This window comes from Micromonospora palomenae (assembly GCF_007829925.1).
In the GTDB taxonomy this organism is placed as follows: Bacteria; Actinomycetota; Actinomycetes; order Mycobacteriales; family Micromonosporaceae; genus Micromonospora; species Micromonospora purpureochromogenes.
In genome coordinates, this window is sequence record NZ_VIXA01000004.1 from 47110 (window position 1) to 70197 (window position 23088).

Annotated in this window: 18 protein-coding genes; 13 read left to right on the plus strand and 5 right to left on the minus strand. The window is 75.6% G+C overall.

Going from position 1 to position 23088, the window contains the following annotated elements; genetic code table 11:
• Nucleotides 1-44 precede the first annotated feature (44 nt).
• The 5 genes from pgsA to pspM all read left to right on the plus strand — a co-directional run bounded on the left by pgsA (nucleotide 45) and on the right by pspM (nucleotide 3801).
• A complete protein-coding gene (gene pgsA, locus FHX75_RS24905; RefSeq protein WP_154942788.1) occupies nucleotides 45-632 on the plus strand; it encodes a CDP-diacylglycerol--glycerol-3-phosphate 3-phosphatidyltransferase in 588 nt (195 codons plus the stop codon).
• Between the two features lie 122 nt (nucleotides 633-754).
• Entirely contained in the window at nucleotides 755-1318 is a 564-nt protein-coding gene (locus tag FHX75_RS24910; RefSeq protein WP_154942789.1) for a CinA family protein, read from the plus strand.
• Between the two features lie 161 nt (nucleotides 1319-1479).
• A complete protein-coding gene (locus FHX75_RS24915; RefSeq protein ID WP_154942790.1) occupies nucleotides 1480-1926 on the plus strand; it encodes a helix-turn-helix domain-containing protein in 447 nt (148 codons plus the stop codon).
• 193 nt (nucleotides 1927-2119) lie between these two features.
• The gene (locus tag FHX75_RS24920) at nucleotides 2120-2992 is read left to right on the plus strand and encodes a PspA/IM30 family protein (RefSeq protein ID WP_154942791.1); all 873 of its coding nucleotides are present in this window, start codon (nucleotides 2120-2122) and stop codon (nucleotides 2990-2992) included.
• 23 nt (nucleotides 2993-3015) lie between these two features.
• Entirely contained in the window at nucleotides 3016-3801 is a 786-nt protein-coding gene (gene pspM / locus FHX75_RS24925) for a phage shock envelope stress response protein PspM (protein ID WP_154942792.1), read from the plus strand.
• 34 nt (nucleotides 3802-3835) lie between these two features.
• Here the strand turns inward: pspM and FHX75_RS24930 are convergent, their stop codons facing one another.
• Complete coding sequence (locus FHX75_RS24930) at nucleotides 3836-7444, minus strand: hypothetical protein (protein WP_154942793.1); 3609 nt, start codon at nucleotides 7442-7444, stop codon at nucleotides 3836-3838.
• Between the two features lie 182 nt (nucleotides 7445-7626).
• Nucleotides 7627-8442, minus strand: coding sequence for a zinc finger domain-containing protein (locus tag FHX75_RS24935; RefSeq protein WP_154942794.1), 816 nt, complete (start codon nucleotides 8440-8442; stop codon nucleotides 7627-7629).
• A gap of 108 nt (nucleotides 8443-8550) precedes the next feature.
• Between FHX75_RS24935 and FHX75_RS24940 the strand changes: the two genes are divergently transcribed.
• Nucleotides 8551-9816, plus strand: a complete 1266-nt coding sequence (locus FHX75_RS24940) for a hypothetical protein (RefSeq protein ID WP_154942795.1) — start codon at nucleotides 8551-8553, stop codon at nucleotides 9814-9816.
• A 188-nt stretch (nucleotides 9817-10004) separates the two neighbouring features.
• Here the strand turns inward: FHX75_RS24940 and FHX75_RS24945 are convergent, their stop codons facing one another.
• Both FHX75_RS24945 and FHX75_RS24950 read right to left on the minus strand, forming a co-directional pair.
• Complete coding sequence (locus FHX75_RS24945) at nucleotides 10005-10247, minus strand: CPCC family cysteine-rich protein (protein ID WP_211364581.1); 243 nt, start codon at nucleotides 10245-10247, stop codon at nucleotides 10005-10007.
• Between the two features lie 39 nt (nucleotides 10248-10286).
• The gene (locus FHX75_RS24950) at nucleotides 10287-11075 is read right to left on the minus strand and encodes an SAM hydrolase/SAM-dependent halogenase family protein (RefSeq protein WP_154942797.1); all 789 of its coding nucleotides are present in this window, start codon (nucleotides 11073-11075) and stop codon (nucleotides 10287-10289) included.
• A gap of 100 nt (nucleotides 11076-11175) precedes the next feature.
• On the opposite strand from FHX75_RS24950, the gene FHX75_RS24955 reads away from it, so the two are divergent.
• Nucleotides 11176-11721: a hypothetical protein gene (locus FHX75_RS24955; protein WP_154942798.1), complete on the plus strand. Its 546-nt coding sequence runs from the start codon at nucleotides 11176-11178 to the stop codon at nucleotides 11719-11721.
• Nucleotides 11722-11923: 202 nt separating this feature from the next.
• On the opposite strand, the gene FHX75_RS24960 is transcribed toward FHX75_RS24955, so the two are convergent.
• Entirely contained in the window at nucleotides 11924-16507 is a 4584-nt protein-coding gene (locus tag FHX75_RS24960; protein ID WP_246158685.1) for an ATP-dependent helicase, read from the minus strand.
• 219 nt (nucleotides 16508-16726) lie between these two features.
• On the opposite strand from FHX75_RS24960, the gene FHX75_RS24965 reads away from it, so the two are divergent.
• The 6 genes from FHX75_RS24965 to FHX75_RS24990 all read left to right on the plus strand — a co-directional run bounded on the left by FHX75_RS24965 (nucleotide 16727) and on the right by FHX75_RS24990 (nucleotide 22985).
• Complete coding sequence (locus FHX75_RS24965) at nucleotides 16727-17113, plus strand: hypothetical protein (RefSeq protein ID WP_154942800.1); 387 nt, start codon at nucleotides 16727-16729, stop codon at nucleotides 17111-17113.
• A 209-nt stretch (nucleotides 17114-17322) separates the two neighbouring features.
• Nucleotides 17323-20160: a Na+/H+ antiporter subunit A gene (locus FHX75_RS24970; protein WP_154942801.1), complete on the plus strand. Its 2838-nt coding sequence runs from the start codon at nucleotides 17323-17325 to the stop codon at nucleotides 20158-20160.
• Nucleotides 20157-20639 carry a Na(+)/H(+) antiporter subunit C gene (locus FHX75_RS24975; RefSeq protein ID WP_154942802.1) on the plus strand — a complete coding sequence of 161 codons (483 nt, stop codon included), beginning with the start codon at nucleotides 20157-20159 and terminating at the stop codon, nucleotides 20637-20639. The genes FHX75_RS24970 and FHX75_RS24975 overlap by 4 nt, the downstream gene beginning before the upstream one ends.
• The gene (locus FHX75_RS24980; RefSeq protein WP_154942803.1) at nucleotides 20636-22141 is read left to right on the plus strand and encodes a Na+/H+ antiporter subunit D; all 1506 of its coding nucleotides are present in this window, start codon (nucleotides 20636-20638) and stop codon (nucleotides 22139-22141) included. The genes FHX75_RS24975 and FHX75_RS24980 overlap by 4 nt, the downstream gene beginning before the upstream one ends.
• Nucleotides 22138-22725 carry a Na+/H+ antiporter subunit E gene (locus FHX75_RS24985; RefSeq protein WP_154942804.1) on the plus strand — a complete coding sequence of 196 codons (588 nt, stop codon included), beginning with the start codon at nucleotides 22138-22140 and terminating at the stop codon, nucleotides 22723-22725. Before FHX75_RS24980 ends, FHX75_RS24985 begins: the two co-directional genes overlap by 4 nt.
• Nucleotides 22722-22985, plus strand: a complete 264-nt coding sequence (locus FHX75_RS24990) for an MrpF/PhaF family protein (protein ID WP_154942805.1) — start codon at nucleotides 22722-22724, stop codon at nucleotides 22983-22985. The genes FHX75_RS24985 and FHX75_RS24990 overlap by 4 nt, the downstream gene beginning before the upstream one ends.
• Nucleotides 22986-23088 lie beyond the last annotated feature (103 nt).

The following is a 23088-nucleotide window of genomic DNA, read 5'->3' on the forward strand; positions in this document are numbered from 1 at the left end:
GTGCGGTGCCTGGTACGCCCCGGCGGCCCGAGCGGGGTGCGGCCGTGACCGGGGCGACGGAGTCGGCGCCGGTGGTCGCCCGGGTGCCGGTGCTCAACGCGGCCAACGCGCTGACCGCCCTGCGGCTGGTGCTGGTGCCGGTCTTCGCGGCCTCGGTGATCGTCTCGGGGACGACCCACGCCGGCTGGCAGATGGCCGCCTGTCTGATCTTCGTGGTCGCCTCGGCGACCGACCTGGTCGACGGCTGGATCGCCCGCCGGTTCAAGCTCGTCACCTCGGTCGGCAAGGTCGCCGACCCGATCGCCGACAAGGCGCTCACCGGCGCCGCCCTGGTGCTGCTCTCCTGGTACGACCGGCTGCCCTGGTGGGTGACGGCGGTGATCCTGGTGCGGGAGTGGGGCGTCACCGCGCTGCGCTTCTGGGTGATCCGGCGCGGCGTGATCGCGGCCAGCCGGGGCGGCAAGATCAAGACGGCGCTTCAGATCCTCGCGATCACCTGGTACCTCTGGCCGCTGCCGGCCGACCTCGCCGCCGTCGGCCCGTGGATCATGGCCGCCGCCGTGGTGGTCACCGTGGTCACCGGCTTCGACTACGTCGCCCAGGCGCTGCGCCTGCGCCGGCCCGCCCGCTGACCGCACCCCCGCCGACCTGCGGTCGCCGGGGCGCGCCCCGGCGTGTCGCCCGACAGGGCCGTGACCGGCGCCGCCGGGCGCAGGATGAGTAGGCGTCGGCAGGTGGGGAAGGGAAGCGGGACATGGGGACGGATGCGAACAACGAGCGGCCCGCCGGGAGTCCGGCGGCGGCCGTGGTGCACAGCCTGCACGAGCGGCACGAGACGCTGGCCACCGTCGAGTCCCTGACCGGTGGGCTGCTCTCCGCCTCGATCGTGGAGATCGCCGGGGTCAGCGGGGTCTACCGGGGCGGCCTGGTCACCTACGCCACCGAGCTGAAGTCGGAGCTGGCCGGCGTACCGGCGGAGCTGCTGGCGGAGCGCGGGCCGGTCGACCCGGACGTGGCGCGGGCGCTCGCCGAGGGCGGGCGGCGGCGCTGCGGGGCGGACTGGGGGCTGGCCACCACCGGCGTCGCCGGGCCGGAGCCGCAGGACGGCAAGCCGGTCGGGCTGGTCTACGTCGCGGCCGCCGGGCCGGCCGGCACGGTCGTCCGCCAGCTGGACCTCGACGGTGGCCGGGACCACATCCGCTCCGCCGCGGTGATCGAGGCGCTGCGGCTGCTGGTCGAGCGGATCCAGGCCGCCGACGACCCGGCCGGGGCGGCCGTGGACGACGACGCCACCGCCGCGCCGGCCGGCCGGCGGTGACCGGAGATCGGATTTGACGGGCGGGGTGGGATGTCGGCGGGGCGGGCAACGGGTACGGTTGCGGGAAGGCTCCGGCGCGCGACGCCGGCGACGGCGCGGGTGACCGTGTGCGGCGCGGGCGGATGCCCGGGCGAGAGGGATGCCCGTCAGGGGGAGGTGCGATGGTCCTGCTACGCCGCGTGATCGGCGACGCTCTGCGGACGCGCCGACAGGGTCAGCACCGCACCCTGCGTGAGGTCTCGACCGCCGCCAACGTGAGCCTCGGCTACCTGTCCGAGATCGAACGCGGCCAGAAGGAGCCCTCCAGCGAGCTGCTGGCCGCGATCTGCGACGCCCTCGGCGCCCGGCTCTCCGAGTTGCTGCGCGAGGTCAGCGACACGGTGGCCCTCGCCGAGCAGTTGCCGGGCGTGCTGGTGCCGATGCAGGACGAGCAGGCCGAGCCGACGCCGGCCCCGGTGGCCGTGCGAAAGGCCACCAACCGGGGCGTCCGCCAGGTCACCTCGGACGGCAAGGTGGCCGTCTCGGTCCGCCAGGACTCGCCGCTGAAGGCCACCCTGCGCAGCACCCGGGTCCGTCCCGCCGAGCGGGACGTGGTCTGCGCCGCCTGACCTCCCGCCCGCCGCGACGCATGGCCGGGTTCGCCCCCGCCGCGTAGGGTTGATCGCAGGCCCCACGGCGCACTCCCGCGGTGCGGATGCCCGACTGGCGTCCGGCTGCGACGATGGGAGCACACCGCGTGGCCGGTCGGCCGGTCCGGCTCCGGTCGAGGCGCAGCGACGCTACTGAGGGGATACCGCGGAGATGGCGAACCCGTTCGTCAAGGGCTGGCACTACCTGATGGCGCTCTTCGGTGCCAAGATCGACGAGCACGCCGATCCGAAGGTGCAGATCCAGCAGGCCATCGAGGAGGCGCAGCGCCAGCACCAGGCGCTGGTCCAGCAGGCCGCCGCGGTGATCGGTAACCAGCGCCAGCTGGAGATGAAGCTCTCCCGGCAGATGTCCGAGGTCGAACGGCTCCAGGCCAACGCCCGGCAGGCGCTGGTCCTCGCCGACCAGGCCCGCGCCCGCGGCGACGAGACCGAGGCCGGCCGCTACGAGCAGTCCGCCCAGGTGCTCGCCACCCAGCTGGTCTCCGCCGAGCAGGCCACCGAGGACCTGAAGACCCTGCACGACCAGGCGCTCGGCGCCGCCGCCCAGGCCCGCCGCGCCGTCGAGAACAACTCGATGATCCTCCAGCAGAAGCTCGCCGAGCGCACCAAGCTGCTCAGCCAGCTGGAGCAGGCCAAGATGCAGGAGAGCGTGGCCCGCTCGCTGGAGTCGATGTCCGCGGTCACCGCCCCCGGCAACACCCCCTCGCTGGACGAGGTGCGCGACCGCATCGAGCGCCGCTACGCCAACGCGATGGGCCGGGCCGAGCTGGCCGGCAACTCCGTCGAGGGGCGGATGCTGGAGATCCAGAAGTCGACGCTGGACAGCGCCGGTTCGTCCCGGCTGGAGCAGATCCGCGCCAGCATGGCCGGTGACCAGCTCGGCAAGCAGGAACGGCCGGGCGTGCAGCAGCAGACCCAGCCGGCTGCCCCGGCGGCCGACCCGGCCGCCGCCGCCCGGCTCGACGAGATCCGGGCGAGCATGACCCGCGACCGCGGCACGGGGGACACCACCGCCGCCGGCTGAGCGGACGGCACGAGGAGGTACGGGTGGCGGACGAGCGAGCACGACACTTCCGTCGGCTGCGCCGGTTGCGGCGTTCGGCCCGACGGTGGAGCGTCCTGGCCGGTGGGCTCGGCGGCGCGGCGGCGGTGCTGACCCCGTACGCGGGGCTCGGGCTGCCCGACGCGGCCTGGGCCGGCGCCGCGGGCAGCGCGGTGGCGCTGGCCGCCTGGCGCTGGGTCGACCTGCGGGCCCTCGCCGCCCGGCCGGCGCCGCCGGCCCTCGACCCGGCCGAGGCCGCCGCCCGCTCCCGGGCCCGGCTGGTCGCCGCCGTGGAACGCCTTCCCGTCGGCCCGGGGGTGCTGGCCGAGGTGCGCCGGGTCCGGTCCCGATTGGCGCTGCGCGGCACCACCGCCGCGCAGGCGTGGGCCCGGCTGGACCGGGCGGCGCTCACCCTCGCCGGGATGGCGCCCCGGCTGACCGGGCTGGCCGAGCCGGCGGTGCTGGAGGCCGCCGCGGCCGACCGCTCGCTGCGGGACCTGGCCGGCCGGGCGGCCAGCGTGGAACGCGCCCTCAAGCTGGCCCCGGCCGAGGCCCGGCCCCGCCTCGCCGAGGCACACCGGACGCTGATCGGCCAGCTCGACAGCGGAGTGGCCGCGTACGAGGGACTGGTGGCGGCGGCGGCCGGCTACGTCGCGGAGGACGCCCGCCCCAGCACCGAGCACCCGGCGGCCTCCCGGCTGACCGAGGCGACCGACCTGCTGCACGGCGTGGCGTCGGCCCTGGCCGAGCTGCGCGCCGTCGGCGAGCCACTGCGCGCCCCCACCCGCTGACCGGCCCGCCCCGGCACACCGCTGCCCGGGCGGTTCAGTCCGGCGTGGTGACCGGGAGCGGCCCGGTGAACGGCGAGCTGCCCACCACGTTGAACGAGCGGATCCGGTAGTGGTACGTCACGCCCCGGGCCAGCCCGGTGTTGGTGAAGCCCCGGCCGGTGACGGTGAAGGTGGCCACCTCCCGGGTGAAGGACGGGTCGAGCGCCCGCTGCACGGTGAAGCCCGCGCCCGGCCCGTTCGGCGTGCCCGCCGCCCAGTTCAGCACCACCGTGGCCGTGTCCGGCGCGGGCGCGCTCGGGGTGGCGGTCACCCCGGTCGGCACCGTCGGGGCCGGCGGGGTGGTCACCGTGGCCACCGTCGACCACGGTGACGCCGCGCCGAGGTACGTGGTGCGCACCCGGTAGTAGTACGTGGTGTCCGGGGCGACGGCCGGGTCGAGGTGGTTGTCCGCCACGCCGACGGCAGTGGTGGCCGGCCCGCTGGTGAAGGTGGGGTTGGTGGCCCGCTGCACGTCGATCCCGGTCGCGAAGGAGCGGTTCGTCCAGCGCAGCGCGATCCGCAGCGGCGCGGCCGGCGGGACGGCGGCGGCGATCCCGGTCGGCGCGCTGAGCCGTACCGACGCGGGGACGCTGTTGGACCAGGCCGAGCAGCTCACCGCGTTCTCCGCCCGGATCCGGTAGTGGTAGGTGACGCCGGGGGTGACCGTCGCGTCGGTGTACCGGGTGGCGGTGGCCGCCACCGTGATCGTGGTCAGCCCCTCGGTGAAGGCCGGGTCGGTGGCCCGCTGGAGCAGGTGGCTGCTGGCCGGCGGGCGGCTGCCGTTGCCGGTCCAGGCCAGGGCGATCGCCGGCAGCGCCGTCGCCGAGCCGGGCAGCGGCGTCGCGGTGAGCCCGCTCGGCCCCCGGGGGGAGACCCGCAGCACCAGTGGCCGGCTCATCCCCAGGTCGCGGTGGCCGGCCGCGCCGCTGGACCAGCGGTACTCCCAGCCCAGGTTGACCAGCTGGTTGACCACCGTCGCCGGGCGCCCGTCGAGCGGGCTGACCGGGGTGGAGCCGACCCGGGCGCCGGCCGGGCGGGTCGGGTCGAGCAGCCGGAGACTGTCGCCGATCTTGAACGGCAACGGGGGCACCACCGGGCGCAGCGCGACCACCACGTCCTCGGCGGGGTTCACCCGGATGGTCTCCTTCCAGCCCAGTTCCCCGCCGTCCGGGGGCCGGACGGTGCCGTCCCAGCCGACCCGGTTGACCAGCTGCACGTCGCAGCCGCTGACCCGCACCACGTGCGTCTGCCGGCCGGTGCCGCTGATCCGCCACACCTGGGTGCCGTCGGCCGCCGCGCCCGGGGGCCCGTCCGGCTCGGCGGCGACCAGCACCTCGGTCGCCGGGTCGGCCGGGCCCAGCGGCAGGGACGCCGGGCCGAGCGGCCCCGCGTGCGGGTGGGCGACGCCGAGCCGCCCGGCCTGCCGGCCGTGCCCCGGCTCGAAGACCTGCCCGACCGTCTTCACCTGGATCGGCAGGGTCACCGGGGCGGTGGCGCCGGCCGGGGTGAAGCTGACCGTGGTGGCGTGCACCGGCACCAGCGTCCGCCCGGCGGTACGGGTGCCGAACGCCGCGTCGTACTCCGGCTGCGGCACTATCGGCGGTCGCTGGCTGGCCGCGTACGCCCCGGGCAGCCGCTCGACCAGCCGGCCCAGGTCGTACGGCTCGGCCGGGGTGCCGGCCACCCGGAACTGGAGCAGGGTGCGGGTGTTCGGGCCGTACCCGGGGCGGGTGCCGACGACGCCGCCCTCGGCGCTGCGGTCCGGCGCGTCGGTGTGCTGGTCGTAGCGGGGGTCGAAGCAGGGCAGCGGGGCCGGGGCGTCGTTGTAGAGGATCAGCGTGCCGCCGGGCGGGACGGTGGAGAAGTCCACCACCACGTCGGCCCGTTCGCCGGGGGCGAGCAGCAGCGCGTGGGTGTCCACGTTGAGCACGGTCGGGTCGCGCCGGTCGTAGCGGTAGCCGACCGGCCGGTTCGGCACCACCACCGGCGCGGGGAGCAGGCCGCCCTCGTTGCCGATCCGGATCATGCGGGGCCCGGCCGCCCGGGGGTCGGGCACGCCACCCTCCCGCCCGTCGGTGGGCCAGTCGGGGGGCCGTCCCGAGGCGCGCATCGCCTCCACCATCGGCACCTCGCCGGCCCCGGCGTCGGCCAGCGCGCCGTCCGGGTGCCACATTGCGGCGTCCGAGCGGGCCCGGTAGAGCGCCAGGTTGAGGCTACGGTCGGCGCAGGCGTTGAGGATCCGGAACCGGTACGCCTTCGGCTGCACCTTCAGGTACGGGTACGCGGCGCCGTTGACCAGCGCGGTGTCCCCGTACGCCTCGGGCACCGCGCTCGGGTGCGGCAGCCCCGGCGCGCGGGGCGGCTCCTCCGGGGCGGCGACCGGGTCGTGGTGCGGGTTGTCCACCGGGCCGACCCAGAGCGGGTCGTCGCCGCCCGAACCGGGCACCCAGGGACCGTAGTCCCACCGCCCGGTCGGGTTGCGCCCGGAGGCGACGTACGGGTTCTGCCGGGGCTGGTAGACGTGCGGGTGCCAGAGGTTGCCCCGGGCTCCCCACCGGTCCCGGTCCCAGGTCGGGTCCTCGGCGGCGAGCTGGGCGTCGTCGGGGACGAACGTCTTGTCCTGGATCACCAGCGGGAACTGTTCGGCGGGGAGCACTCCGTCGGCCGCCAACCGCTCCTCGGCCGGGTCGGTGAGCAGGTACGGGGCCAGTTGTCCGGAGTAGACGGTCAGCCGCGACATCCCGAGGGTGTTGTCGTGCAGCCACATCAGCCGGCCGCTCTGCTCGTTGGGGAAGTAGAGCGTGGTGGCGCCCAGGCCGGGGGGCGGCATGTCCGGCACGTGGCTCAGCCCAGGCCCGTTCGGGTACGGGGTGATCTCGCCCGCCGGCGTCACCCACTGCCACGGGTTCCCGGCGCTGGTCCAGCCGGTCTGCGCGCCGGCCAGGTGCGGCACGGCCCGGTTCTGCGGGTACGGCGCCGGCCCGTCCAGCGGCCCGATGCCGGCACCGTCCAGGGTGGTGTCGACCGGGAGGAAGAGTTCGCCGGCCCGCCCGGTGGGCAGCTGGTTGATGAACTTGACCCGCACCGGCCGCCCCCGCCGCGCGACGATCATCGGCCCCAGGTGGTACGGCCGCTCCGGCGGGGCGACGGTGTTGTGCCCGTCGAGGTCGGTGCCGAGGTTGAGCTGCCGGTAGCCGCGCAGCCGGGTGGTGGGCAGGTCGCGGTGCAGCCGCTGGGTGTACTCGCAGAGCCCGATCTCGTAGTAGTCGCAGCCCGGGTAGCTGATGGTGTCCGGCACGGCCACCGGCAGGTGCGCGCCCAGCCCGTTGCGCCCGAGCGGGCCGGGCAGCGGCAGCGCGTCGACGAACTTGCGGATGCCGGTGCCCGGCACCACCCGGCCGTGCCCGTCGAGCGTCGGCAGCGGGCTGTGCGCGAAGTTCGGTACCGGTCCGAAGCAGCGTGGGACGGCGGCCGGGTCCAGGCTGGCCGGCGCCGGTCCGGCCGGCTCGCCGGTACGCGCCGCCGGCACCGTCGGTCCACCGACGCGGTCGGTGCGGACCGCGCGGACCGGCCAGCTGGAGCGCAGTCTGCGGAACAGGGCCATGGCTCTCCCCGGGGCCTGGGGGCACGACGGCCGCCACCTCGACGTGGCGGGTGGTCGCGCCCGGCAGTGACGAGCGGTGAGCACTCAACCGCAGCATGCGACCTGGGAGGCCGGTTAGGAACTACCCAATCGTCCCAATCCGGTACGTGTCCCGTCCGACCGGCGTGTCGGGTCGGGCTGGGTCAGGGCTGTGCCGCGTCGGGTGCCGGCTGGCACCTCGGGCACCAGTAGGTGACCCGCTCGCCCAGCTCCTCCTTGCGGATGGCGGTGCCGCAGCGCCGGCACGGCTGCGCGCGCCGACCGTAGACGTAGCTGGTCCCGCCCCGGTGCAGCGAGCCGGTGGTGCTCTGCGTCCAGCGGCCCCGGTTGGCCGCGAGCAGCCGCTGGGCCAGCGCTACCGTGCCGGCCAGGTCGGGCACCGCCCCGACCGGGGTCCACGGCGAGACGCCGCGCAGGAAGAGCACCTCGCACTTGTAGAGGTTGCCCACCCCGGCGAGGTTGCGCTGGTCCAGCAGCGCCTCGCCGATGGTGACCTCCGGGTGGGCGGTGAGCCGGCGGACCGCCTCGACCGCATCCCAGTCCGGGCCCAGCAGGTCGGGGCCGAGGTGCCCCACCAGGGACTCCTCCTCGGCCGTCGGCAGCAGGGCCAGCTCGTGCAGGTGGTAGCCGACGGCCACCGCGCTCGGGGCGCGCAGCACCGCCCGGATCAGGTGCGCGGGCCGCGCCCGCCAGCGTTCCCCCGGCGCGTACGCCCGCCAGGCGCCGTCCATTCGCAGGTGCGAGTGCAGCGTCCAGTGCCGGACGTCCGACCGTTCCTCGGGCGCGGCCAGGCGCAGCAGCAGGTGCTTGCCGCGGCTGGCGGACTCGCGCACCGTCCATCCGGTGAGGTCGGTGGTGGCCAGCTGCGGCACCCGGAAGTCGCTGCCGGTCAGGGCAGCGCCGGCCAGCGCCCGGTGCAGGACGCGGGCGGTGTTCCAGACGGTGTCGCCTTCGGGCACCTGACCATCCTCCCTCGCTCGAGCCGAATTCGCATGTGTCGCTATTTGTACGGTGCTTCCCCTTCATGTCTTGACAACGCACTATCAGGAGGTTCTGAGGAGAATGCCATGGGCTGTCCCCCATCTCGTACCCTGTCCTCCCTGCTCGCGGGCGTGCTGACCGCCACCGCCGCCGCGAGCCTCGTCCCCGCCGCTGCGCTCGCCGCGCCCCGGACCGTTTCCGCCGCCACCGCCACCGCCGCCGGTCCAGGCGCCGAGCGCTGGTCCGCCGACCTCGCCGTCGCCGGTGGCGACGACGTCAACGTCCGCTGGAGCGCCGGCCGGCTCCGGCTCGCCGACACCCGGCCGGCCGCCCGCACCCGCCCCGCCGCCGTCGGCGGGCCGGTCGCCGAGGGCGCCCTGCTGGCCGCGCCGCGCACCCTGGCCCGCCCGGCCACCCGGGTACGCGCCCAGGTCACCGCCGAGGTGGCGGGAGGCGGCGGGGTACAGGCCCAGGTGCGCGGCTGGCGGGCCGCCGGCTGGACCGAGTGGCGGGAGGCCGCCGGCGCCGGCGCCGTCTTCGACCGGCCGGTCACCCGGGTCCAGACCCGGGTGCTGCTCACCGCCCGCGACCCCCGCGCCACCGCTGCGGTACGCGCCGTCGAGCTCACCACCGACACCGTCGCCACCGTCTCGGCCGCCACCGCCGGCCTCGCCTACCGGGTCTTCGCCACCCGCGAGGGGTCGGTCGGCGGGCAGACCGCCAACGGGCGGATCATCCAGGCCCGGGACCACTTCGTGGCGCTGCCCAGCCGGCGCGCGCTTTCCCCGCTCCACATCGGCGACTACACGGTGCGGGTCTGCACCACCAGCGGCAGCCGCTGCGAGTACGCCCCGGTCTGGGACGTCGGGCCGTGGAACACCCGGGACGACTACTGGAACCCCAGCGCCGTCCGGGAGAACTGGAAGGACCTGCCGCAGGGGCGGCCGGAAGCACAGGCGGCGTACCAGTCGGGCTACAACGGTGGGCGGGACCAGTTCGGGCGCACCGTGCGCAACCCGGCCGGCATCGACCTGGCCGACGGCACGTTCTGGGACGGGCTGCGGCTGACCGACAACGCCTGGGTCGACGTGGCGTACCTGTGGACCGGGACCGGACCCCGGGGCGTGGTCGGCGACGGGCCGCTCAACGTCCGTACCGGCCCCGGCACCGGGTACGGCGTGCGCGGGCTCGCCGCCAGGTACGCCAACGTGCCGATCCAGTGCTACGTCGTCGGGCAGACGGTGACCGGGCCGTACCGCACCACCAACCGGTGGAACCGGCTGGCCGGCGGCCAGTACGTCAGCCACGCGTACATCTCCGCCGTCTACGGCGGGACCGTGTCGCTCTGCTGACCCGGCTCGCGACCGGCGGGGCGCGGACGTCCCGCCGGTTCCGTGGGCTCCACGCCGTCCGGTGCAGGTCGCGCCGTCAGGGCCGTCCCCGTCCGGGCCGTGCGGGTAAAGGCTGTGCGGTCGGTGCCGTGCGGCCAGGACTGACTGTGCGGTCAGGACTGACTGTGCGGTCAGGACTGACTGTGCGGTCAGGGCCGCTCGTCCGGGCGGGGGGAGCGGACCATGTCCTGGTAGCGGGGGTGGCTGGCGCCGTAGACGGCGAAGTTCAGCCGGGCGTGGCTGAGGCTGAGGTCGCCGTTCGGGCCGCCGCGCACCTCGTCGGCGTCCCCATCGGCCTGGCCGTCGTCGGTCCAGAAGCAGACCGGGCAGGTGCCTCCGCCGGTCCGCGCGGCGCAGCAGGGACAGGCGACCGGTACCCAGAGCTCACCCACGCCGAGCAGCATTCCACACCGGACGGCGCGGCGGCAGGGTCAGCGTTGCCCGCACACCGTGACCACGTCGCCCGGCGCCACCCCGAGCAGGTCCGCCGCCCGGCCGCCGTTCACCGCCACCGCCAGCAGGTTGGCGGAGTCCACGAAGAGCACCAGCGCCCCGGCCGGCGCGTCGGCGAAGGTCCGTCCGCGGACGGCGGCCCGCCCGGCCACGCGCGTGGTGGGAGGCACCGTGGCCAGCAGGTCGGCCCCGGCGGCGAGCTGGACGTTGCCGAAGTGGTCGACGGTCAGCACCTCGGCGGTGAATCCGTCGGCGTCCCGCCGCAGCACCGGTTCGGGCAGGCGGACCAGGGTGGCCGGGTCCACCGGTGGCCCCGCGTCGGCGGGCGGGGCGCCGAGGGCGAGCCGGGCCGCGACCGGGGCGAAGACGTCCCGGCCGTGGAAGGTGCGGGAGACCTCCGGGGCCAGCCACTCCGGATTGGTCAGCTCCACGGCCGCGGTGAGCCCGCCCAGGGCCTCGGCGGCGGCCAGCAGCAGGCCGTTGTCCGGCCCGACCAGCAGTCCGCCCGGGGTGATCAGCGCGATCCCGCGCCGGGCCGTGCCGACACCGGGGTCGACCACGGCGACGTGCACCGCGTACGGCAGGGACGGCACCGTCTGCGCCAGCACCGCCGACCCGCGCCGTACGTCGGCCGCCGGCACCAGGTGGGTCACGTCGATGACCCGTACCGCCGGAGCGATCCGCGCGATCACCCCGTGGCAGGCGGCCACGAACCCGTCGGCGAGGCCGTAGTCGGTGGCCAGCGAGATCCAGGCGGTCGGGGCCATGTCCAGGAGGCTAGCCGGTGCGTGGGTGGCGCTGACCGGAGAACGCCGGTCGGCCGACCGGCCGGTGCCGCCCGGTCACCGCGTTCGGCAGACTGCCGGGGTGACGAAACGCGCTCGTGTCCTCCCGGCCGCCGTGACGATCCTGCTCGCCCTCGGGCTTGCCGCCTGTGGCAGCGACCCCGAGCCCGGCGACCCGTCCTGGGCCAACGGTTCGCCGAAGGCCGTCGCCACCAGCGAGGCGCCGCCGCCCGAGGAGCCGGCCGCCCCGACGAACGGCAAGGCGCCCCGTACCCCGTCGGAGAGTCCGTCCACCCCGGCGTTCCGGATGCCCACGAAGGCCGCCGGCACCCCGGGCGCCCGGAAGGTCGTCGACGCCTTCAAGGCGGCCGGCCTGAAGGTGACCAACCTGCGCAACCGGACGGTCGACTGTGGACCGGACGGCGCCGGCATCGGCTGCGCCGAGCTGCTGACCACCGACGCCGTGAAGGTGTACGTCTTCCCCACCGAGGCGAACGCGACCAACCAGATGGACGTCTGGGGTGCGGACGCCTTCCGCAAGGGGGCCGTGGTGCTGAGCTATCTGGGTACGAAGACCGGGGCTGCGGAGCGCAAGCGCTACAACGACGTCCTCACCAAGCTGGGCTGAGCCGCACCGGGGTGCCGTTCCGGACGCCCGGTGCCGGAGTGGTCGAGGAGTGCTGCGGTGCCGCCCAGCCCGCCGGCCGCCGGCCCGGGCGAGCACATCAGCGGCGGTGCGGCCTAGCCCCCGTCGCATCGCTGTCGCAGTCAGGAACAGCGGTGGCAGCGCCCCGCCGTCGCACTGCGGTGGCCGGGTGGAACAGCCGGGGTCAGCCGCGCAGCCGCAGCCCGCGCGGGGTGGCGCGGAAGCCGGCGGCGGTCAGCGCGTCGCGCAGCGGCGAGGAGCGCACCGCCTCGCCGTCGGCCCGCTCCACCGACATCGCCCCCAGCGCGCCGGAGTGCACCGCGTCGGCGAGCGCCTTGCCGGCCGCGGCCAGTGCTTCGGCGTCGTCGGTGAACGACAGGATCGTCCGGCCGCCCCGCTCCACGTAGAGCACCAGGTCCCCGTCCACCAGCACCACCAGCGCACCGGCCTTGCGCCCGGCCCGGTGCCCGGTCGCCGGGGCGGCCCCGTCCCCGGAGTCCACCACCCGTTCCGGCCAGGGCAGCGCCGCCCCGTACGGGTTGGCGGGGTCGGTGGCGGCGAGCACCACTGCCGGCCCGCCCCGGCCCCGCGCTCCGTCGACCGGGTCGGCCAGGGCCCGGATCCGGTCCACCGCCCCGGGCACGGCGAACTGGGCCGCGCCCAGCCCCTCCACGAAGTAGCCGCGCCGGGCGGCGCCGCGCTCCTCCAGCGCGGAGAGCACCGGGTAGACCGCGGCGAAGCCGCCGACCACCTGCTCGGCCATCACCGCGCCGCGGGTCACCACCCCGTGCCGTTCGAGCAGCAGGTCGGCCAGCGCGGCGGAGCGTCGGGTCGGGTCGGTGTCGCGCTCCGGCAGCCGGGACCAGCGCCCGGCCACGGTCGGCGGGCCGCCCCGGGTGGGCAGCGCGACCCGGCCCGGCCGGCGGTAGCGGGTGCGCGGCGCGGACGGCCGGGACCGGTGCGCCCCGCCGCCGCCGAGCACGGCCCGCAGTGGGGCGAGAGTGTCGTTGGTGAGGTGACCGGCCCAGACCAGGTCCCAGATCACGCCGGTCAGCGCCGCGTCGTCGGTGGCGCCGACCCGGTCGGACAGCGAGCGGAAGAAGAGCGCCTGCCCCTCGGCGAGGGCGTCGAGGACCGCCTCGTGCAGCGGGGTGAGGGTCAGCGCCTCGTCCGGCGGCGGCAGCAGCAGCGGCGCGGTGTCCGCGTACGCGAGGGTGACCCAGCCGTCCCCGCCGGAGATCGCCCCGGCACCGGCCCAGAGCACCTCGCCGGTGGCGCAGAGCTCGTCGAGCTGGGCGGGGGAGTAGTCGGCGACCCGTGCGGGCAGCACCAGCCGTTCCAGCGCGGACGCCGGCACCGCCGCCCCCTGCACCTGTTCGATGGTGGCGGCCAGCGCCTCCACGCCCCGCGCCGACGAGCCGACCTGCTGCCAGCGGGGCAGGAACGCCGCGAGGGCCCGGGGCGGCACCGGTTCGATCTCCCGGCGCAGCGCGGCCAGGCTGCGCCGGCGCAGCAGCCGCAGCACCTCGGCGTCGCACCACTGGGTGCCGACGGTGTCCGGGGCGAACTCCCCGGAGACCACCCGCCCGGTGGCGGCGAGCCGACGCAGCGCCTGCTCCACCACGAACACCCCCAGCCCGAAGCGGGCGGCGCAGGTCGCCGCCGCGAACGGCCCGTGGGTGCGGGCGTACCGGGCGACCAGGTCGCCGAGCGGGTCGGCCACCGGCGCCAGGTACGCCTCGGCCACCCCCACCGGCAGCGCCACGCCGAGCGCGTCGCGGAGCCGGGCGGCGTCCTCGACGACCACCCAGCGTTCCTCGCCGGCGACCCGGACCCGCAGCACCCGGCGGGCGGCCTCCAGCTCGGTCAGCCAGGGCAGCGGCGCGCCCCGCTCGGCCAGCTCCGCCTCGGCGAGGTCGCCGACCACCCGGAGCAGTTCGACGACGTCCTCCGCGTCGCGGGGGCGGCGCTGCTCGGTGAGCCAGCGCAACTGCCGTTCGGTCTCGGCGAGCACCGCCGGGTCCAGCAGCTCGCGCAGGTCGACCCGGCCGAGCAGCTCACCGAGCAGGGCCGAGTCGAGCGCGAGCGCGGCGGCCCGACGCTCGGCGAGTGGTGCGTCCCCCTCGTAGAGGAAGGCGCCGACGTACCCGAAGAGCAGTGAGCGGGCGAACGGCGACGGGCGGTCGGTCTCCACCTCGACCAGGCGCACCTTGCGGGCGGTCAGGTCGCGCATCAGCTCCGCCAGGGCCGGCTGGTCGAAGACGTCCTGGAGGCACTCCCGGGCGGCCTCCAGAGTGACCGGGAAGTCGGCGTACTCGCGGGCGACGTCGAGCAGTTGCGCGGCGCGCTGCCGCTGCTGCCAGAGCGGCTGGCGGCGGCGCGGGTCGCGGCGGGGCAGCAGCAGCGACCGGGCGGCGCACTCGCGGAACCGGGACGCGAAGAGCGCGGACGTGCCGACGGACTCCTCGACCAGCTGGGCGATCTCGTCGGGCTCAAAGACCACCACGTCGGCGCCGGGCGGCTCCTCGGCGGTGTCGGGCAGCCGCACCACGATGCCGTCGTCCGAGGGCATGACCTGGGCGTCCACCCCGTACCGCTCGGCGAGCCGGCGGCCGATGGCCAGCGCCCACGGCCCGTTGACCCGGGCACCGAGCACGCTGTGCACGGCGAGCCGCCAGTCGCCCAGCTCGTCGCGGAACCGTTCGACCACCACCGTGCGGTCGTCCGGCAGCGAGCGGGTCGCGGCCTTCTGCTCGCGCAGGTACGCCATCAGGTTGCCGGCGGCCCAGTCGTCCAGCCCGCCGGCGCGCAGCGCGGCGACCGCGGTCTCGTCGCTCTGCCGCAGCAGGGCCCGTACCCGGGCGCCGATGGCCCGACCCAGCTCCACCGGCCGGCCGAGCTGGTCGCCCTTCCAGAACGGCATCCGGGCGGCCTGGCCGGGGGCGGGGGAGACCAGCACCCGGTCGGGGGTGATCTCCTCGATCCGCCAGGAGGAGGAGCCGAGCAGGAAGACGTCGCCGACCCGCGACTCGTAGACCATCTCCTCGTCCAGCTCGCCGACCCGGGCGGCGCGTTCCGCGCCGGCCAGGAAGACCCCGAACAGCCCTCGGTCGGGGATGGTGCCGCCGCTGGTGACGGCCAGGCGTTGGGCACCGGGCCGGCCGGTGAGAACGTCGGCGGCGCGGTCCCAGACCAGCCGGGGGCGCAGCTCGGCGAAGGCGGTGGACGGGTAGCGCCCGGAGAGCATGTCGAGCACGGCGTGCAGCGCGGAGTCGGGCAGCTCGGCGAAGGGGGCGGCCCGGCGGACCAGCACGGCCAGGTCGCCGACCCGCCACGGCTCCAGGGCCACCATCGCGACGACCTGCTGGGCCAGCACGTCCAGCGGGTTGCGCGGGTAGTGCAGCTCCTCGATGGCGCCCTCGGCCATCCGTTCGGCGACCACGGTGCAGGAGAGCAGGTCGCCCCGGTGCTTGGGGAAGACCACGCCCCGGGAGACCGCGCCGACCTGGTGCCCGGCCCGGCCGACCCGTTGCAGGCCGGCCGCGACGCTGGGCGGCGCCTCGATCTGCACCACCAGGTCGACCGCGCCCATGTCGATGCCGAGCTCCAGGCTGGAGGTGGCCACCACGGCGGGGAGCTGACCGGACTTGAGCGCCTCCTCGATGTGCTTGCGCTCCTCGCGCGACACGCTGCCGTGGTGGGCGCGGGCGATCACCGGCGGCGCGCCGACCGCCGCGCCCGACTGGGCCATCACCTCGGCCGGCGGCCGGTTGGTCCGCAGCGGCCCGACCGGCCCGCCCCAGGCCTCGGAGCCCGTCTCCGGCGTGCCCTCCGGGGCGCTCGCGGCGGCCAGCTCGTCGGCGGCGAGCTCGTTGAGGCGGGCGCAGAGCCGTTCGGCGCTGCGCCGGGAGTTGGTGAACACGATGGTCGACCGGTGCGCCCGGATCAGCGAGAAGACCCGTTCCTCGACGGCCGGCCAGATCGACGCCCGGCGCGGCCCCGGGCCGCCCAGGTCGTCCTCCGGCGGCTCCTGCTCGTCGAGGCGGGTCATGGCCTCCACCGGGACCTGGACGCTCACCTCGATGGTCTTGGCGCTGGCCGGCTGCACCACGTCGACCGGGCGGGCGCCGCCGAGGAACCGGGCGCACGCGTCGATCGGCCGGACGGTGGCGGAGAGGCCGATCCGCTGGGCGGGGGCCGCCAACAGCTCGTCGAGGCGTTCCAGGGAGAGCGCCAGGTGCGCGCCGCGTTTGGTGCCGGCGACCGCGTGCACCTCGTCGACGATCACCGTCTCGACGCCGCGCAGCGAATCCCGGGCGGCGGAGGTGAGCAGCAGGAACAGCGACTCCGGCGTGGTGATGAGGATGTCCGGCGGGGTGCGGGCGAAGGCCCGCCGCTCGTCGGCGGGAGTGTCGCCGGTGCGCATCCCGACGGTGATCTCCGGGGGTGCGACGCCGAGTCGGGTGGCCGCCTGGCGGATGCCGGCGAGCGGGGCGCGCAGGTTGCGCTCGACGTCGACCGCGAGCGCCTTGAGCGGGCTGACGTAGAGCACCCGGCAGCGCTGCCGCGCCTCGGCGGGCGGCGGCTCCTTGGCCAGCCGGTCCAGCGACCAGAGGAAGGCGGCGAGCGTCTTGCCGGAACCGGTCGGCGCGACCACCAGCGCGTTGCGCCCGGCGGCCACCGACCGCCAGGCGCCGGTCTGCGCCGGGGTGGGCGCGGCGAACGCGGCCGTGAACCACTCCCGGGTCGCCGCGCCGAAGCCGGCCATCACCCGCGCGCCGTCGGCCCCGCCCACCTGCTCTGTCACGCCTTCCATCCTGCCCGGTCGGTGTGACATCCGGCCGGGCGCGGACGCGGTCTGTCCGGCTGCGACTGCTTACGGGTCGGATGAGCGGCTTGACGTGTTAAGTCTTAACTAACTGCTTGCTTGTGACGCGCAACATAAAGTAACTTCACTCGCAACGCAGCGTCGGGTGGAGGGGATCGGATGACCGTCGAGGAGCCCGGCTTCGCGCCCGCCACCGACGTGCTCATCCGCAAGGTCGACAGTCACCTCGCCGCCGTCCGGGGCAGTCTGCGCGGCCCGGAGCTGGAGCTCGCCGAGCGGCTCGCCCGTTCGCTGCGCGAGCTGGTCGTCTCCACCGCCCAGGCGAGCGCCGCCGACCGGGGTCAGGTGCGAGCCGCCGTGCACTACTTCGTGCTGCGCCGGGAGAGCCGGGGCAACCTGCTCTCGGTCCGGTCCCTCGCCGCCGCCCAGCGCGTGGTCAACAAGGTCGTCGTCCAGCTCGGCCGCCCCGACCTGCTGGTGGAGACCCGGCGGGAGCGGCCGTCCCGAGAGGCCGCCGTGCCGGCCGGCGACGTCGCGCTGCGCTGACCAGCCGGGCGGGTCAGCCGTGCGGCTGAGTCGTTCACGACATCCGCTCCACAGCAGCACCAGGGGGTAGCTGCCACCTTCGCCCTGGAGCACGGCGACGGCGGGCGATTTCGGCAAAACGCTCCATCGACCGGCGATCTGACGTCTGATCGGTGCAGACCGGGACATTCCTCCCGGCGCGCGCCGCCAGCTCGACCGGGGGAGGACGCGTGCTCGTACTGCTGCTCCTCCACCTGGCGGCGGCCCTCGCCGCGCCGCTGCTGGTCCGGCGGTGGGGTCCGCGCGCCTGCTACCCGCTCGCGTTGGCGCCGGCCGCCGCGTTCGGCTGGGCGCTGACCCGTACGCCGACGGTCCGCGACGGCGGCGCGGTCGTCGAGACGTACCACTGGATCGACCAGCTCGACCTCGACGTGGCGCTGCGGCTGACCACGCTGTCCTGGCTGATGACCCTGCTGGTCGGCGGCGTCGGCGCGCTGGTGCTGGTCTACTGCGGCCGGTACTTCGCCTCCGACTCCGCCGGCCTGGTCCGGTTCGTCGCGGTCCTGGTCGCCTTCGCCGGCGCGATGCTCGGCCTGGTCCTCGCCGACGACCTGCTGCTGCTGTACGTCTTCTGGGAGCTGACCACGGTCTTCTCCTACCTGCTGATCGGCCACAGCACCGAGCGGCGGGCCAGCCGCTGGGCGGCGGCCCAGGCGCTGACCGTCACCACCCTGGGCGGCCTGACCATGCTGGTCGGCTTCCTGATCCTCGGCGAGCACGCGGGCAGCTACCGCTGGTCGGAGATCGCCGGCGCGCCGTTGCCCGGCGGCGCCGCGCTGGTCGTCGCGGTACTGCTGATCCTGACCGGCGCGCTCGCCAAGTCGGCGATCGTGCCGTTCAACTCCTGGCTGCCGGTGGCGATGGCCGCGCCCACGCCGGTCAGCGCGTACCTGCACGCGGCGGCCATGGTCAAGGCGGGGATCTACCTGATCGGAATGCTCGCCCCGGTGCTGGCCGACGTCGGGCCGTGGCGACCGGTGGTGCTCACCCTCGGCCTGGTCACGATGATCGCCGGCGGCTGGGCGGCCCTGCGGCAGTGCGACCTGAAACTGCTGCTGGCGTACGGCACGGTCAGCCAGCTCGGGCTGCTGGCGGTGGTGCTCGGCGCCGGCAGCCCGGACGCCGCGCTCGCCGGGGTGGTGATGCTGCTGGCGCACGCCCTGTTCAAGGCGGCGCTGTTCCTCGTCGTCGGCATCATCGACCACGAGGTCGGCACCCGTGACCTGCGGGAGCTGTCCGGGCTGGGGCGACGGGCGCCGGTGCTCGCCGCGGTGGCCGCGCTCGCCGCCGCCTCGATGGCCGGGGTGCCGCCGCTGATCGGCTTCGTCGGCAAGGAGGCGGTCTTCGCCGCGCTGGCCGAGCGGCCGGTCGTCCTCGCCGGCCTGGTCGTCGGCACCACCCTCACCGTCGCGTACAGCATCCGGTTCCTCTGGGGCGCCTTCGCCACCCGGCCGGACGTCGAGCCGACCGAGCCCGACCCGGTGCCCGTACCGATGCTGCTGCCACCGGCCCTGCTCGCCGTGGGCGGGCTCGTCGCCGGTCCCGCCGTGGCCGGGCTGGAGGGGCCGCTGCGCCCGTACGCGGAGCTGTTCGGCGCACCGCACGAGCACCTGGCGCTCTGGCACGGCCTGACCCCCGCGCTCGGCCTGTCGGCGGTGGCGCTGGCCGGCGGCTACGTGCTGCACGCGGTGCGCGGCCCGCTCGCGCCCGCCCTGGCCCGGCTGCGCGCGCCGGTCGGCGGCAACCAGGGGTACGAGTGGGTCACCCACCGCTTCGACCGGCTCGCCATCGAGGTCACCGGCGCCACCCAGCGCGGTTCGCTGCCGCAGTACCTGGGCGCGATGCTGCTCGCCCTGGTGCTGGTGCCCGGCGCGACGCTGCTGGCCGCCCGCCCCTGGCGCGAGCGGATCGCGCTCTGGGACAGCCCGTTGCAGCTGGTGGTCACCCTCGTCGTCGCGGTCGCGGCGCTGCTGGCGGTCCGCGCCCGGCGGCGGCTGACCGCGATGCTGCTGGTGGGGGTGACCGGCTACGGCACCGCGATGCTCTTCGTGCTGTACGGCGCACCCGACCTGGCACTGACCCAGTTCCTGGTGGAGACGGCGACCATCGCCGTCTTCGTGCTGGTGCTGCGCCGGTTGCCGGAACGCTTCTCCGCCCGACCGCTGCGCCGCAGCCGGTGGGCCCGGCGGCTGGTCGGCGTCGGCGTCGGGGTGGTCCTCGCCGGCCTCGCCCTGGCCGCCGCCGGCGCCCGGACCGCCGCGCCGATCTCGCTGGCCTTCCCCGACCTCGCCGTGGTCGAGGGGTACGGCCGCAACGTGGTCAACGTGACCCTGGTGGACATCCGGGCCTGGGACACCATGGGCGAGCTCGCGGTGCTGGTGGTGGCCGCGACCGGGGTGGCCAGCCTGATCTTCGAGCGGTCCCGCACCGGCCCCCGACCACGGCGGGGCGAACCGACGCGGGCGCCCCGGCGGGACACCGGGCCGGTCTGGCTCAGCGGTGGCCCCACCCTGCACGAGCGGCGTCGCTCGATCGTCTTCGAGGTGGTCACCCGGCTGATCTTCCACACCATGGTGCTCTTCTCGTTCTTCCTGCTCTTCTCCGGCCACAACGCCCCCGGCGGCGGCTTCGCCGGCGGACTGGTGACGAGCCTCGCGCTGACCCTGCGCTACCTCGCCGGCGGCCGGTACGAGCTGGCCGAGGGCGCCCCGGTCGGCGCGGGCACGGTGCTCGGCGCCGGGCTGGCGATCTCCGTCGGTGGCGGCGTGGTGTCCCTGCTGACCACGGGAGACGTCCTGGAGAGCACCAAGGTGAACCTGCCGCTGCCCTGGCTGGGCGAGCCGTACCTGGTCACCTCGCTCTTCTTCGACGTCGGTGTCTACCTGGTCGTGGTCGGGCTGGTGCTGGACATCCTGCGCAGCCTCGGCGCCGAGGTGGACCGGCACATCGAGGCGGCCGGCAGGTCCGAGCGGGGGCTCGTCGTCGAGCGGGAGGGGGAGTCGGGGTGAGGCAGGGCGGCGCGGGGCCGACCCTGGTGCTGGTGCTCGCCGTCGGCGTGCTCGCCGCCACCGGGGTGACCCTGCTGCTGGAGCGCAGCCTGACCCGGATCCTGCTCGGCGTCATCCTGCTCGGCAACGGGGTGAACCTGCTCATCCTGCTCGGCGGCCGGTCCGGCGCGGCGCCGGTGGTCGGCACCGCCGAGGTGGCGGAGTTCAGCGACCCGCTGGTCCAGGCCATGGTGCTCACCGCCATCGTGATCACCTTCGGGCTGACCGCGTTCCTCGCGGCGGTCGCCTACCGCAGCTGGTATCTCGGCGGCGACGACGAGGTGCAGGACGACCTGGAGGACCGCCAGATCGTGCAGCTCGCCGAGCGCAACGAGGCGCTCGACGCCGACCTCGGCGGGGAGGGGCCCGACGACGACCCGGAGCAGGTGGACCCGGAGCCCGCCCGACGCCGGCTGCGCCGACGGGGTGGGCGGCAGTGAACCGGCTCGTGCCGCTGCCGGTGGTGGTGCCGCTGCTCGGCGCCGCGCTGACCCTGATCCTGGCCAACCTGCCCCGGGTGCAACGCACGGTCAGCGTGGTCGCGCTCACCGGCAACCTGGTCGTCGCGGTGGCGCTGCTGGTGCAGGCGTACCGGCACGGGCCGGTGGTGACGCAGGTGGGCGGGTGGCGGGCGCCGGTGGGGATCGTGCTGGTCGCCGACCAGTTGTCCGCGCTGATGCTGGTGGTCTCCTCGGCGGTCACCCTCTGCGTGCTGATCTACTCCATCGGCCAGGGCCGGAGCGAGACCAGCGAATCCGCGCCGGTGAGCATCTACCACCCGACCTACCTGGTGCTGACCGCCGGCATCACCAACGCCTTCCTCGCCGGGGACCTGTTCAACCTCTTCGTCGGCTTCGAGATGCTGCTGGCGGCCAGCTTCGTGCTGATCACCCTGGGCGGCACCGAGGCCCGGATCCGCACCGGCTCGACGTACGTCGTGGTCGGCATCCTCTCCTCGATGATCTTCCTGGTCGCGGTCGGGCTGGTGTACGCCGCCACCGGCACCCTCAACCTGGCCCAGCTCGCCACCCGCCTCGACGCGCTGCCGGACGGCGTACGGCTGGGGTTGCAGCTGATGCTGCTGCTCGCCTTCGGCATCAAGGCGGCGGTCTTCCCGGTCTCCGCCTGGCTGCCGGACAGCTACCCGACCGCGCCGGCCCCGGTGACCGCGGTCTTCGCCGGCCTGCTCACCAAGGTCGGCGTCTACGCGATCATCCGGACCGAGACGCTGCTCTTCCCCGGCGGGCAGGTCTCCGGCCTGCTCATGGTGGTGGCCGGGCTGACCATGGTGGTCGGCGTGCTCGGCGCGGTGGCGCAGTCGGACATGAAGCGGCTCTTCTCGTTCACGCTGGTCAGCCACATCGGCTACATGATCTACGGGGTGGCGCTGAGCACCGCCGCCGCGCTCTCCGGCGCGATCTTCTACGTGGTGCACCACATCACCATCCAGACCACGCTCTTCCTCGTCGCCGGGCTGGTCGAGGAGCGCGCCGGCAGCACCGACCTGCGCCGGCTCGGCGGCCTGGCCCGGATCGCCCCGCTGCTGGCGGTGCTCTTCTTCGTCCCGGCGATGAACCTCGCCGGCATCCCGCCCTTCTCCGGCTTCCTCGGCAAGGTCGGCCTGCTCCAGGCCGGCGTGTCGGTCGGCGGGCCGCTGCCCTGGGTGCTGGTCGCCGCCGGCACGGCGACCAGCCTGCTCACCCTCTACACCGCCTCCCGGGTGTGGAACATCGCGTTCTGGCGGGCGCCCCGGCTGGCCACCGACGAACCGGTGGTCCGGCTGCCGCGGCTGATGGTGGGCGCCACCGCCGCCCTGGTGGTGCTGGGCCTGACGTTCACCCTCGCCGCCGGCCCGCTGTTCCGGGTCACCGCCGACGCCGCGGCCGATCTGCGGCTGCGCACCCCGTACGTGCGGGCCGTGCTGCCCGGCGGTGCCCCGTGACCGCCCCGGACGCCGCCGGGTCACCGCCCACGAGACGCGCCGGCCGCCGCCGCGACCAGGCGATCGCCCTGGGCTGGCTGATCGCGGTCTGGAACCTGCTCTGGGGCGAGATCTCCTGGGGCAACCTGCTCGGCGGGGCGCTGGTCGGCGTCGCGGTGCTGCTGTTCTTCCCGCTGCCGTCGGTCTCCTTCGGCGGCCGGCTGCGGCCCCGGGCGCTGCTGGTGCTGCTGGCGACGTTCGTCGCCGAGCTGGTCGACGCCAGCGTGCACGTCGCCGCGATCGCCGTCCGCCCCGGCTACCGGCCGCGCGGGGCGATCATCGGAGTACGCCTGCGGGTGGGCTCCGACCTCAACCTGGCGCTCACCGCCGAGCTGCTCTCGCTGGTCCCCGGCACCCTGATCCTCGAGATCGACCGGGACGCGGGCGTCCTCTACGTGCACATCCTGGACGTCCGTCGTCCGGAGGACCTCTCCGACAGCCGGGACCGGGTCCTCGCCGTCGAGGCACGCGTCGTCCGGGCGATCGGCTCCGACGCCGAGGTGCGCCTGCTCGCCACCGATCCCGTCGACCGGAGGTCCCCATGACCGTCGTCCTCACCGTCGTCCTGACCGTGCTGCTCTCGGTCACCGCGCTGCTGGCGCTGGCCCGGATCTACCGGGGGCCGTCACTGCTGGACCGGGTGATCGCCGCCGACCTGCTGCTCGCGATCATGCTCGGCGCGGTCGGGGCGGAGGCCGCGGTCAACCGGCACGCCACCACGCTGCCGGTGCTGGTGGTGCTCTCGCTGCTCGGGTTCGTCGGCTCGGTGGCCCTGGTCCGCTTCGCCGTCCGGGAGGAGGCGTGACGCGCCGGGCCCCGGCCCGGCTGCCCGCCGTCCCGGCCGGGCCGGCGCGCGGCGGCGCCGCGAACGGAGAGGTGGCGCGGTGAGCGCGAGGAGTGCAGCGCAG